The sequence below is a fragment of the Streptomyces roseifaciens genome, assembly GCF_001445655.1.
GTDB classification, from domain to species: domain Bacteria; phylum Actinomycetota; class Actinomycetes; order Streptomycetales; family Streptomycetaceae; genus Streptomyces; species Streptomyces aureoversilis.
Map to the genome: position 1 here is coordinate 1789829 of NZ_LNBE01000003.1, position 12086 is coordinate 1801914.

10 protein-coding genes are annotated in these 12086 nt (G+C 71.7%); 5 read left to right on the forward strand and 5 right to left on the reverse strand.

What is annotated here, in order from left to right; all coding sequences use genetic code 11:
• Positions 1-42: 42 nt before the first annotated feature.
• Together AS857_RS13485 and AS857_RS13490 are read right to left on the reverse strand one after the other, a co-directional pair.
• A complete protein-coding gene (locus AS857_RS13485; protein WP_058043340.1) occupies positions 43-1509 on the reverse strand; it encodes an amino acid permease in 1467 nt (488 codons plus the stop codon).
• A gap of 92 nt (positions 1510-1601) precedes the next feature.
• A complete protein-coding gene (locus AS857_RS13490) occupies positions 1602-2300 on the reverse strand; it encodes a TetR/AcrR family transcriptional regulator (protein ID WP_058043341.1) in 699 nt (232 codons plus the stop codon).
• A 166-nt stretch (positions 2301-2466) separates the two neighbouring features.
• On the opposite strand from AS857_RS13490, the gene AS857_RS13495 reads away from it, so the two are divergent.
• Both AS857_RS13495 and AS857_RS13500 read left to right on the forward strand, forming a co-directional pair.
• A complete protein-coding gene (locus tag AS857_RS13495; protein WP_058044130.1) occupies positions 2467-3885 on the forward strand; it encodes a M6 family metalloprotease domain-containing protein in 1419 nt (472 codons plus the stop codon).
• Positions 3886-3994: 109 nt separating this feature from the next.
• Positions 3995-4312 (forward strand): WhiB family transcriptional regulator, encoded by a 318-nt coding sequence (locus AS857_RS13500; RefSeq protein WP_173864749.1) that lies wholly within the window; start codon positions 3995-3997, stop codon positions 4310-4312.
• Here the strand turns inward: AS857_RS13500 and AS857_RS13505 are convergent.
• From AS857_RS13505 to AS857_RS13515, 3 genes are all read right to left on the reverse strand, one after another.
• On the reverse strand, positions 4252-5172 hold the full coding sequence (locus AS857_RS13505; protein ID WP_058043343.1) for an alpha/beta fold hydrolase: 921 nt from the start codon (positions 5170-5172) through the stop codon (positions 4252-4254). The two genes, AS857_RS13500 and AS857_RS13505, sit on opposite strands and share 61 nt — an antisense overlap.
• 199 nt (positions 5173-5371) lie before the next feature.
• Positions 5372-7222, reverse strand: a complete 1851-nt coding sequence (locus tag AS857_RS13510) for a M4 family metallopeptidase (protein ID WP_420823935.1) — start codon at positions 7220-7222, stop codon at positions 5372-5374.
• Between the two features lie 302 nt (positions 7223-7524).
• Entirely contained in the window at positions 7525-7953 is a 429-nt protein-coding gene (locus AS857_RS13515; RefSeq protein WP_058043344.1) for a gamma-glutamylcyclotransferase family protein, read from the reverse strand.
• Between the two features lie 81 nt (positions 7954-8034).
• Here AS857_RS13515 and AS857_RS13520 point away from each other — a divergent pair, with 81 nt between their 5' ends.
• From AS857_RS13520 to AS857_RS13530, 3 genes are read left to right on the forward strand one after another with little or no spacing between them, the layout of a single operon-like run.
• Entirely contained in the window at positions 8035-10476 is a 2442-nt protein-coding gene (locus AS857_RS13520) for an FHA domain-containing protein (protein WP_058043345.1), read from the forward strand.
• Between the two features lie 13 nt (positions 10477-10489).
• Positions 10490-11020, forward strand: a complete 531-nt coding sequence (locus AS857_RS13525) for a hypothetical protein (protein WP_063804243.1) — start codon at positions 10490-10492, stop codon at positions 11018-11020.
• Positions 11020-12042: a serine/threonine-protein kinase gene (locus AS857_RS13530; protein WP_058043346.1), complete on the forward strand. Its 1023-nt coding sequence runs from the start codon at positions 11020-11022 to the stop codon at positions 12040-12042. The genes AS857_RS13525 and AS857_RS13530 overlap by 1 nt, the downstream gene beginning before the upstream one ends.
• The last annotated feature ends 44 nt before the right edge of the window (positions 12043-12086 follow it).

Below are 12086 nucleotides of genomic sequence, written 5' to 3' on the forward strand. Positions count from 1 at the left end.
GGGGGTGCCGGCAGCGGTGCCGGTGACGGAGGCCGGGGCCCGTTACCCTGCCCGGTGCCGGGCCCCGGCGTGTGCGGCCCGCCGCGCCCTGCCCCGGCGCCCGTTCACCAGACCGCACACGATCAGCAGCGCCGCCCAGGCTCCCGTGCACAGGACCTGCGTACGGGAGTCCGGTTCGAGGACCATGACCACCAGGACCGCGCCGATCGCGAGCAGGGTCAGCCGGGTCAGGTGGGGGAACAGCCACATGCGCACCGGCGGTTCGGCATCCCCGGCATCCCCGCGCCGAACGCGGCGGCGGCGCAGGCGCAGCTGCGAGAGGCCGATGAGGAACCAGACGATCAGGATGGTGGCCCCCACGGCGTTGAGCAGGAAGCGGAAGACGGTGTCCGGCCAGACGACGCTGAGGACGACCGCCGCGAAGCCGAAGGCGGCGGAGGCGAGGACGGCGTTGCGCGGGACGCCGCCCGGTGTGACGCGGCCGAGGGTGCGGGGCGCGTCGCCGCGGTGCACGAGGGAGTAGAGCATGCGGGAGGAGCCGTAGATGTTGGCGTTCATGGCCGACAGCAGGGCGACGAGCACCACGGCGTTCATGAGGTGCCCGGCGCCGGGGATGCCCATGCGCTCGAGGGTGCCGCTGTAGGGGCTGATGTGCGCGGTGCTGCTGTCCCAGGGCAGCAGGGTGACGATGACGGCCATGGAGCCGATGTAGAAGAGGCAGATGCGCCAGACGACGGTTCTGGCGGCGCGGCCCACCGCCCTGACCGGGTCGGCGGATTCGGCGGCCGCGATCGTGACGGTCTCCAGCCCTCCGTAGGCGAAGACCGCCGCGACGAGGCCGAGGGCGAGCCCGTGCCAGCCGTGCGGCAGGAAGCCGCCGTGGCCGGTGAGGTGGGCGGCGCCCGGCGCGGCGGAGCCGGGCAGGAGGCCGCAGACGGCGAGCGCCCCCAGCAGGAGGAAGATGCAGATGGCGGTGACCTTCAGCCCGGCGAACCAGAATTCGAGGTCGCCGAAGCGCCGGACGGCGGCGAGGTTGCTGCCCGTGAACACGGCCATGAAGAGCGTCATCCACACCCAGCCGGGGACGCCGGGGAGCCAGTCCGTCATGATGTCGGCCGCCCCGATGGCCTCCGCGGCGACGCTGACGACCAGCAGCGACCAGTACAGCCAGCCCGCCGTCAGACCGGCCCAGGGGCCGAGCGCCTTGGCCGCGTGCACGGAGAAGGACCCGGTGGCCGGGTCGGCGGCGGACATCTCCGCCAGCATCCGCATGACCAGCAGCACCAGGCCGCCGGCCAGGACGTAGGCGACGACGATCGCGGGCCCCGCGGCCCCGATCCCCACCCCGGAGCCGACGAACAGGCCCGCTCCGATGGCGCCGCCCAGCGCGATCATGGACAGGTGACGCTGTTTGAGCCCGCGCGGCAGCCCGGCGCCCGCCTCCGTGGCGGCGGCGGGCGCGGGCGGGTTCTTGCGGGTGGCGGCGCTGGCGGGAGGTGGCGCGAGCATGCTGACCGTCCTGGGGCTGAAGGGAGGCGTGGGCGTGGAACCACTACCTACCGATCAGCCGGGCGCGGCACCCTTCCGGGCCGCCCGCTCTGTCAGGTCGGGGGAGCGAAGCGGTCGATGAGGGCGGTGACGCCGGCGGCGAGCTGCTCCTCGCCGCCGCGCACGGCCAGGCCGGGGCCGAGGGCCCGCAGGCGGGGGAACTCCTTGACCGGCAGCCGGTGCAGGCCCATGCGGAAGGCGGGCTCGGGCTCGTCCGGGTTGTCCACGACTTCCCGCAGCTCGAAGACGATGTAGCCCAGGACCCAGGAGATGACGGCCCGGTACAGCTCCAGCGTGGCCCGCTCGTCCAGCCCCGCCCGTTCCAGCCGGGTCAGCAGGCGCTCGTGGGCGCGGAGCACCGCGGGCGGGCGCCGCGTCAACGGCACCGTGAAGGGGCGGATCACCAGCAGGGGCGCGACGTTCGGGTGGGCGAGCGCGACGCGGTACATCGCCCGCGCGACGGCGACGAGGGCCTCCCGCCACGGGGGAGCGGCTTCGTCGTCCCCGCCCGCGAGGACCGCCGGGCCGAACGGGGTGCCGTTCAGCTTCTCCTCCAGCTCTATGAAGATCCGCTCGACGAGGCCGTCGAGCAGGTCGTCCTTGCTGGGGGTGTACCGGTAGAGGGCCATCGTCTCGACGCCGAGCTCCTCGGCCACCCGGCGCATGCTCAGCCCGTCGAGCCCCTCGCCGTCGACGATGCGCAGCGCCGCGCCGACGACGCGTTCCCGGGTGAGCCGGGTGCGGTCAGCCACCGCGACCGACCTCCTCTGCGGGGAAGCCCCGCCCTCGGCATCCGCCCTTGACAAGGGGCGCGAAGCGGGATGAGCCTGTACGTATACAGCATAAACGGAGACAGTATGTTTACAAGGTAAATATGCTCCGTATCCTCTGATCGATCCGACCTGGTGAGTGATCACCATGCGACACACCCGTACGACCCGGGCCTGCCCGGTGCCCCTGGCGCCCGATGCGCGGGCCCGGCTCTACACCCGGTATCTCGATCTGACGGACCTCGGCCGGCTGCCGAAGGGCACGTCCTTCGAGGACTACTACTACATCTGGCGTTCCGCCCGGCGCGGCGAGAAGCGCGTAGGACTCGACGACGGCGCCGTCCGGGTCGGACCGGTCGCCGAACGGGAGCTGATCGAACGGCCCTCCAAGCGGCTCAAGGGAGTGATCAACACCCTGGTGCTCCTGGTGGACTTCCCCGACCGGCCGCACGATCCGGATCGCCGTACCGGCCACTACCGGCAGTTGCTGTTCAGCACGGACACCCTGCCGACAGGCAGCATGCGCGACTACTACCGCACGGTGAGCGGCTTCGGCTCGTTCAGCGAGAACGGCATCGACGTCCGGGGCGAGGTCCACGGCTGGTTCCGGATGCCGCAGCCCCTCTCGTTCTACGCGGACGGGAACTCCGGCATGACCGAGGAAGGGTTCCCCAGGAACTCCCAGGGCATGGCCCGCGACGCCGTCCGGATGGCGCTGGAGGAGGGCATCGACTTCACCCCGTTCGACGTGCTCGGCGAGAACATGGTCACCGCGCTCTTCATCGTGCACGCGGGCCGTGGGGCCGAGAACACCGAGTCGCTGGACGACCTGTGGAGCTTGAAGTGGGGCATCCCGGACGGTGTCGAGGTCGCTCCCGGCCTGAAGGCCGAGACCTTCCTCACGGTCCCGGAAGACTGCTCCATGGGCGTGTGCGCCCACGAGTGGGGCCATCTGGCCGCGCGCTGGGCCGATTTCTACGACACGGGCCGGCTGGAGGCGACCAAGTCCGCCGGCCTCGGCGATTACTGCCTGATGGCGTCCGGGAGCTGGGGCAACTTCGGTCTCACGCCGACGTTCCCCAACGGCATGCTGCGCATGTTCCACGGCTGGGCCGTTGCGCAGGACATCTCCACGACCACCAAGGACGTGGTGATCCGGCCGGCGGCCGAGAGCGGCGACCTCGTCTTCATCCAGAATCCGGACACCATGACGGAGAACCAGTACCTCCTCGTCGAGTACCGGCGGAGCCGCGGGCAGGACGCCGCCCTCCCCGATCAGGGCATCGCCGTCTACGTCGTCGACGAGGCCATCGAGAACGTGAACAGGGAGAACCGCCTTGCGATCGAACTGATGCAGGCCGACGGCAAGCGGGACCTCGGGGCGATCTTCAGGACGGGGAACAGCGGGGACGCCCAGGACCTGTATCCCGAGGGGGACAACACGATCCTCGGCGAGACGACCACCCCGGCGCTCAACCTCCCCGACGGCACGTTCTCCGGCGTCACCATCGAGGTCCAGGGCAGGCCCGGGGACAAGGAGATGGGCATCGACGTCCACATGGCGTGACGTTCACACGGATACCTCACGGATCCCGGGTAACGCGGAGTAGGGAGAGGGACCCACTCATCCCACACCACACCGACCCGACCGGAGGGATCGTTCCATGGATCGCCACATGGACTGGCGACAGTACGGCGCTTGTCTCGACGAGGACCCCGAGCTGTTCTTCCCCGTCGGTACGACGGGTCCCGCACTCGTACAGACCGAGGACGCCAAATCGGTGTGCCGCACCTGCCCGGTGCGCGCGGAGTGCCTGCGCTGGGCACTGGAGTCCGGGCAGGAGAGCGGCGTGTGGGGCGGGACGAGCGAGGCCGAGCGGCGGACGCTGCACCGGGCCGCGAAGCCCCGTGCGACGTCCGCCGCGGGCCGGGTTCAGCCCAGGAACTCCAGGAGGGCGCGCGTGACGGCCTCCGGCTGCTCCTCGACGAGGTAGTTGCGGCTCCCCTCGATCTCGGCCATGCGGACGTCGGTGCCCTGCTGGGGGAACACCTCCCGCATGTACTCGAAGAACGTCCCGTAGGCGAGGCCGAGCATCGGCACGGAGATCTTGTCGTACGACTCGAAGTCCGCGATGTCCTTCTGGTACGACTGGAACCAGCCCTTGGCGGCGCGGATCGCCTCGGTCGTCGAGTACGCCTGCGCGTAGACGTCCCGGTCGCGGTCGGTGATCGCGTCGGGGTTCACCAGGCTCAGGCCGAACATGTAGTCGATGATGTGGCGGTAGCGGCCGGTGAGGATCTGCTCCGGGAAGTCGGCCACCTGGTTGAAGGCGAGCCACCAGCGGTGCGGGCCCTTGTCGCCGGGGTTCGGCAGCATGGGGAACTTGTAGTAGCTCCGGTCCGCGTGCGTGGTGTTGAGTATCGCCACCTTCTCCGTGGCGTCCGGGTGGTTCGCCGCGTAGGCGAAGGCGACCATCGCGCCGATCCCGTGCCCGGCGATGTTCACCTTGTCGTGGCCGAGGTGGCGGACCAGCTCGCGGATGTCCTGGGCCATGTTCTTCTTGTCGAAGCCCGACTCCGGCTTGCTCGACCCGCCCATGCCGCGGATGTCGACGGTGATCACGCGGAAGCGGGCCGCGAGCGCGGGCATCACCTTCCGGTACTCCCACCACGTCTCGGGCCAGCCGGGCAGCAGCACCAGCGGCTCGCCCCGACCACCGGTCACGTAGTGCAGCCGGACGCCGTTGACGTCCGCGTACTCGCTGGTGAACTCGCCGTCCAAAGACGCCGCGAGCTCGGCGTTGAGGGCCTTGAGCCCCTCGGCGTCCGTGACCGTCCCTGCGTTTGCCGACACTGCGCTCCCCCTATGTCGTCGACTGTGCTTGGCTGTCGACCAGTAGTGCCGGGGTGGGTTTGAACGCCCAACCCACTGGTGGCGACGACCATAACAACATCCACTTCACCGGACCAGATGTTGTGGATCACACGGAACCCGGCCCGTTCCCCCGCGCGAGGTGCGGGGGAACGGGCCGGGCGGGCGCGAACCGGAACCGTCAGCGCTTGACGGCCGGGCCCTCCTTGGGGGTGTTGGCCGCGGTCACGTTCACCGCGGCCCAGGCGGCGTCGACCGCCTTGTACTCGGCGCTCTTCTCGCCGTGGATGTCCGCGGCGGCCTGCAGCGTGGCGACGCGGGCCTCGTGGAAGTCGGTCGTCGAGACCATGTAGCGGGTCAGGGCGCGGTAGAAGATCTGCTGCGCCTTGTCCCGGCCGATGCCGGTGACAGCCTTGCCGTCGAACGTGGCGGAGTCGTACTCCACGCCGCCGATGGTCTTCTTGCCGCTGCCCTCGGCCAGCAGGTAGAAGGCGTGCGAGGAGACGCCGGAGCCGGCGTGCACCTCACGGTCGTAGGAGCCCTCGTCCCAGTAGTCGACGGTGCCCTCGAGGACGTCCAGCGACGGCTTGTCCATGCGGCGCAGGAACTTCTGCTCCAGGCCGAGCTTCTCGCCGAGGAGGTAGTTCGGGGGGTTGCCGCCGTTGTTCGTCCGGAACTCCACGCCCGCGCCGAAGATGTCGGCGAGCGACTCGTTGAGCGCGCCCGCCTCGCCGAACTGGTTCTGGCGCGCGTCCACCCGCGTGGGCTGGAAGTCGGCGGTCGCCTCGATCACGCCGTGGCTGAGCTCGTGACCGGTGACGTCCAGGGCCACCAACGGCTGCTTGAACGTTTCTCCATCGCCGTCGCCGTAGAGCATGCAGCCGCACTCGGGGGACCAGAAGGCGTTGCCGACCTTGTCGCCGAAGTGCACCAGGGCGCGCGGGCCGGAGCCGTCGTTCTTGATGCCGTTCCGGCCGAACGTCGCCTTGTAGTAGTCGTACGTGCTCGTGATGCCGAACTGCGCGTCGACGGCGGCGGTGGCGTTGTCGGTGGCGGTGCCGTTGCCCCAGCGGTTGTCCGCGTCGGTGAACGCCTTGCCGGCCGCGAAGGAGTCGAGCTCCTTGGACTGGGCGTCACGGGTCTCCCCGCCGCCGCGGCTGAGGTCCTTGAGGACGAAGGAGTCCTTGGCCGTCTGAGTGGTCGTCAGCGGGATGTTGCCCGCGAACAGCGAGGCGCCGGTGCCGTTGGCCTGGGCCGGGAACTGCGTGCCGGGCTGCGCCTTGGCCGGCGGAGTCGCCTTGGCGCCGGTGCGGGGCTTGGCCTCCTTGCCCTCGCTGCGCAGCTTGGCCTTCAGGCGGGGGGAGATGATGCCGTCGCTGAGCGGCGTGCTGCTGATGACCTTGCCGCTGCCGGCGTCCACGACGACGCTGTGGCTGACGCCGGTCTCGGCCTTGCCGCCGCCGGTGACGGTCACGCGGTAGGCGAGGACCGGCTCGGTGCTACGCGCGTCGACCACGAGCTCGGTCTTGGCGGCCTTGCCGTCCACCGACTTCGCGGCCTTCGCCGCGGCCTGCGGCGCGGTGAGCTTCGGGGCGACCGACGGCACGGAAACGCGGTGCCGGATCGCCCGGGTGACGCCGAGGTAGTTCTTCTTCGCGTCGAGGTGGACGACGAGGTCGCCGCCGACGACGGGGACGCCCTGGTAGGCCCGGACGAAACGGACGTGGCGCTTGCCCTCGGGGTCGATGAGGGTGTCCTTGACGCGGAGCGTCTCGTTCTTGCCGACGCCCGTGGCGTCCGCGTGGGCGAGGGCGGCGGCGGTGGCCGCCTTGACCGTCTCCGCGTTGGCGGCGAGGGCGGCGGCACCGACCGAGGAGTCCGCGGCCGCTGCGCGGGCCCGGTCCCGGAGGGAGTCGGCCGTGTCCACAGGCTGAGACGGGGCGGCGGAGGCCGTGCCCGCCATGGTGGCCGCGGCCACGATCGTCGCGGCGGCGATGAGTATTCGTTTGCGGGTCGTGGGGGTCGTACGCAAGTTCAGCGCCCTTTGCGTCAAGGGCGGTTCGGGGTGCACCCGGCCGCCTGCATGCACGCGGTGCCGTCACTCGCGCACCGCGGGAACCTGTGGTCCCGCGGAGGACTCTGCCTGTACTGGCATGGGCATGAAAAGAGCAGATAGGCGTGATGTCCGGACAGTTGATCAACTGTTAACAATGCCTCAACGCAAGGTATTCGGGCCGTGACGTGGCGTCGAACCGCAGATGAAGAGGTGGGGTTTGGGGGAGAGGTTGCGGGCAGCTCGCGCTGTCTCGCTATGTGAGATGGGGGAGTTGGTGCCTACGCCGGCCCGTGCGGCCAGCTGCCGCCCTCCACCCGCGTCCCCGCCGCCCGCAGCCGCCGCGCCGTCCGGTCCGCCGCGAGGTACACCCAGGCGCGCACCGCACCCCCGCGCTCGGGCAGCACCTGCCGCCCGACCCGTACGTACATCTCCCCGCGCCCGTCCGGGCCGCAGCCCTCCAGCTCGTCCAGGGACGCGAGCACCGCCGCGTACTCCCCGGGCGCGACGGAGACCAGCTCCCCGCGGACCTCCCCGCCCGGCTCGGCCACGGCGTACGGATAACCGGGCCCCTCGTACAGCACCGCGCCCCGCAGCCGCGCCGGCTCCTCGGCCACCGTTCGGCCCCGCAGGTAGTGCCCGTGGTTGACCTGCCCGGGACGCAGCGTCCCGTAGACGAACACGGGCAGCCGCTCCGGCTCCACCGCCATCTCCCGCTCCCTCCACCCGTCGCCACGGGCGCACCCGTCACCGAAAGGCGGGGGCGGGCGGCCCGCCGTAAAATTACCGGTATGGGAGACCGGTCTGCCGCGCCCTCCGCCCCCGGACTCGTCATCGAGTCCGAAGGCGGCTCGAAGACGATGGCTCCGGTCCGCTCCTACCTCGTGGGGCGCGATCCCCGGAGCGACCTCGTACTGCAGGACGACCGGGTCTCCTGGCACCACGCCGTGCTGCGCCCGGTCGCCGGCCACTGGATCGTCGAGGACACCGGCAGCACCAACGGCACCTGGGCCGAAGGCCGCCGCGTGCAGGTCCTCGACGTGGGGCCCGGCACCGTCCTGCGCTTCGGGAACCCCACCGACGGGCCCGCCGCCGTCCTCAGGAACGCACCGCCCCCGGTCCCGCCGCCACCGCCGCCTCCGGCGGAGCATCCCGCGCCGCCTCCGGCCGAGCGGCCCGCGCCCCCGGCGGAGCGTCCCTCGTCCGTCGCCATGCCCGCCGCCACCGGCACCTTCCGCCGGCCCACCTCCGTACGCCCGCTGACCCCCCGCACCGTGCGCATCGGCCGCGGCCCCGACAACGACGTGGCCGTCGACGACCTGGTGGTCTCCCGCCGCCACGCCGAATTGCGCTCCGGGCCGGGCGGCGCCTACGAGATCGTCGACCTCGGCAGCCACAACGGAACCTTCCTGAACGGCCACCCCGTGCGCCGCGCCCCGGTCCTCCCCGGCGACATCATCGGCATCGGCCACTCCGCCTTCTGCCTCGTCGGCGACCAGCTCCAGGAGTACGTCGACAGCGGCGAGATCTCCCTCGACGTCCAGGACCTGTGCGTCCACGTCGAGACCGACGGGGGACGCAAGCGGCTCCTCGACGACGTCTCCTTCCCCGTCGAGGAGAAGTCCCTGCTCGCCGTCGTCGGCCCCAGCGGCTCGGGCAAGTCCACGCTCCTCAACGCCCTCACCGGCCTGCGCCCCGCCGACCAGGGCGCGGTGCTCTACGACGGCCGCGACCTCTACCGCGACTACGCGGAGCTCAGGGCCCGCATCGGGCTCGTCCCCCAGGACGACATCCTGCACGTCCAGCTCACCGTGCGCCGCGCCCTGTCCTACGCCGCCGAACTGCGCTTCCCCGGCGACACCGCCAAGGCGGAACGCCTGGCCCGCGTCGAGGAGGTCATCGGCGAACTGGGCCTCGAACAGCGCGCCGACCAGCCCATCCACAGCCTCTCCGGCGGCCAGCGCAAGCGTGTCAGCGTCGCCCTGGAACTCCTCACGAAGCCGTCGCTGCTCTTCCTCGACGAGCCGACCTCCGGCCTCGACCCGGGCATGGACCGCTCGGTGATGAACACGCTGCGCACCCTCGCCGACGACGGCCGCACGGTCATCGTCGTCACCCACAGCGTGCTCAGCCTGGACGTCTGCGACCGGCTGCTGGTCCTCGCCCCCGGCGGGCGGACCGCCTACTACGGACCGCCCGGCGACACGCCCGGCTTCTTCGGGTTCAAGGAGTGGCCCGAGGCGTTCGAGGCCTTCGAGAACGACAAGGACCGGGACTGGACGGGGGAGTACCGCGCCTCGCCCCAGCACCGGCAGTTCGTCGAGGCCGCCGCCGAACAGCCGCGCCTCGCCGCGCCGACGGCTCCGGAGGCGCCGCCCGAGCCGCCCGCCAAGCCCCAGAGCTGGGGCGCCCAGCTGTGGACCCTGATGCGCCGCTACGTGAGGGCGCTCAGCACCGACCGCACCTTCCTGATCATCATGATCGTGCTGCCGTTCGTCACCGGCGCGATGGCCCGGCTGTCCTCGGGCACCCGCTTCGCCTCCGCCGACAAGGCGAACACCGTCCTGCTGATCCTGTGCGTCGGCGGCGTGCTGACGGGCGCCGCCAACGCCGTGCGCGAACTCGTCAAGGAACGGGTCATCTACCGGCGCGAACGAGCCGTGGGCCTGTCCAGGTCCGCCTACGTGATGTCGAAGATCATCGTCCTGGGCGTGATCACGGTGGGGCAGGCGATCGTCCTGTCCATCGTCGGCCTGGGCGGGGTGGACACCCGCGCGCCCGGCGGGAAGGGCGTGCTCATGCCGCCCTTGCTGGAGATGACGCTGGCCCTGGCGCTGCTGTCCTTCACCTCCATGCTGCTGGGCCTCCTGGTGTCGGCGATCGTCCGCCGCGAAGAGGTCACCATGCCGCTGCTGGTGCTCATCACCCTGGTCCAGGTCGTCTTCTGCGGCGGAATGATCGAACTCAACAACAAGCTGGTGCTGGAGCAGCTCTCCTGGCTGGTGCCCTCGCGCTGGGCCCTGGCGGCCATGAGCTCCACGATCGACTTCACCCACATCCCGCCCGCCACCGGACAGCTCCCGCCGTCGGCCGGGGGAGGCGACCCGCTCTTCCGGCACGCCGTCGGCACCTGGCTGCTCGACATGGGCATGATGGTGTTCCTGTCCCTCGTGTTCGCCTTCCTGGTGGCCCGCCTCCTGCGCCGCCACGAGCCCGCGGTCATGCGGAAGTGACGGAGTCGGAGTCATGAGCACCGTCCCCCTCTCGCCCGGCAGCGCGTCCGGCATCCCCGGATTCCTGCCCACCCACGTCGTGCCCCCCGGCGGGCTCGCCACCTGGACCGCCCCCGACGGGACCGTCCCCACCCAGCCGCTGGACCCGCTGCTGCCCGTACGGCTCGTGGAGCGCCGCGGCGAATGGGGGCAGGTGATGTGCTCCAACGGCTGGGCCGCGTGGACCGACGCCCGGCTCCTGGTCTCGCTGCCGCAGGGGCCGCCCGGGGCCGGGGGCCTGCCCGAGCGGACGCAGGACGCGCGCGCCCTCCTGGCCCGCGTCGAGGAGACCCTCGGGCAGTACCGCACGGCGGTGGAGGACCTCGCCGCCGGGCGCTCGGACGGGGAGACCTTCGGCCGCACGACCCGGGGGCTGCGGATCGGGGCCGTGGTGGACGGCGACGCCGTCTGGCTCTACGACGCCGGACGGGACGTGTGGTGCTACTGCGACGGCACGGCCATGGCCGCCCTCGCCTCCCCGGCCGGGCCCGGCGGTGAGGGCTGATGGCCGGGACCGGTGAACGCCCGTCCGAGCTGATCGGCGAACGCATCGCCGGCTACGAGGTGGAGAGCGAGATCGGGCGCGGCGGCATGGCCGTCGTCTACCGCGCCCGCGACCTGCGGCTCGGCCGGGTCGTCGCGCTCAAGCTGCTCGCCCCCGAACTGGCCCGCAACGACACCTTCCGCAAGCGCTTCGGGCACGAGTCGCAGGTCGCCGCGGCCATCGACCACCCGCACATCGTCCCGGTGTTCGAGGCCGGGGAGGCCGACGGGCGGCTCTACATCGCCATGCGGTACGTGGCCGGGCAGGACCTGCGCGTCCTGCTCGACCGCGAGGGGCCGCTGCCGCCGGACGCCGTGTGCCGCATCGCCGGTCAGGTGGCCTCCGCCCTCGACGCCGCCCACGCCCACGACCTCGTGCACCGGGACGTCAAACCGGGGAACATCCTCGTGGCCGAGGGCACCGACGCGGACCACCCCGAGCACGTGTACCTCACCGACTTCGGGCTGACGAAGAAGTCCCTGTCGCTGACCGGGTACACCCGGGTGGGCCAGTTCGTCGGCACGCTGGACTACGTCGCCCCCGAGCAGATCGCGGGCAAGCCGGTCGACGGACGGTGCGACGTGTACAGCCTGGGGTGCGTGGTCTTCGAGATGCTGACGGGAGCGCCGCCGTTCCGGCGCGAGGACGACATGGCGCTGCTGTGGGCGCACCAGTACGACGCGCCACCGCGGCTGTCGGAACGGCAGCCCGGGCTGCCGGACGCGGCCGACGACGTCCTGGGCAAGGCCTTGGCGAAGACGCCGGACGAGCGCTTCGAGAGCTGCTGCCGGTTCGTGGCGGCTCTGCGGTCCGCGACGACGACGTCCGGCAGGGGCCCGGGGGGCGGTGACAGGACGGGGAACGGTGAGAGGACGGGGACCGGCGAGAGGACCGGGCCGCCGAGGACGCCGCCGGGCGAGCCGCAGGAGGTCCCCGAGCCGCCGGCGTGGGCGGCGGCGGTGTTCCCCGAACGGTGGCGGTGAGCGGGGAGGGGTAGTGCAGGCGGGGCCTGATCCCCCTCGGCCTG

Excerpts from the sequence above, each read along its gene's own strand:
- AS857_RS13485 (WP_058043340.1), bottom strand. The coding sequence starts at position 1,509 with ATGCTCGCGCCACCTCCCGCCAGCGCCGCCACCCGCAAGAACCCGCCC.
- AS857_RS13495 (WP_058044130.1), top strand. The coding sequence starts at position 2,467 with ATGCGACACACCCGTACGACCCGGGCCTGCCCGGTGCCCCTGGCGCCC.
- AS857_RS13500 (WP_173864749.1), top strand. The coding sequence starts at position 3,995 with ATGGACTGGCGACAGTACGGCGCTTGTCTCGACGAGGACCCCGAGCTG.
- AS857_RS13515 (WP_058043344.1), bottom strand. The coding sequence starts at position 7,953 with ATGGCGGTGGAGCCGGAGCGGCTGCCCGTGTTCGTCTACGGGACGCTG.
- AS857_RS13520 (WP_058043345.1), top strand. The coding sequence starts at position 8,035 with ATGGGAGACCGGTCTGCCGCGCCCTCCGCCCCCGGACTCGTCATCGAG.
- AS857_RS13525 (WP_063804243.1), top strand. The coding sequence starts at position 10,490 with ATGAGCACCGTCCCCCTCTCGCCCGGCAGCGCGTCCGGCATCCCCGGA.
- AS857_RS13530 (WP_058043346.1), top strand. The coding sequence starts at position 11,020 with ATGGCCGGGACCGGTGAACGCCCGTCCGAGCTGATCGGCGAACGCATC.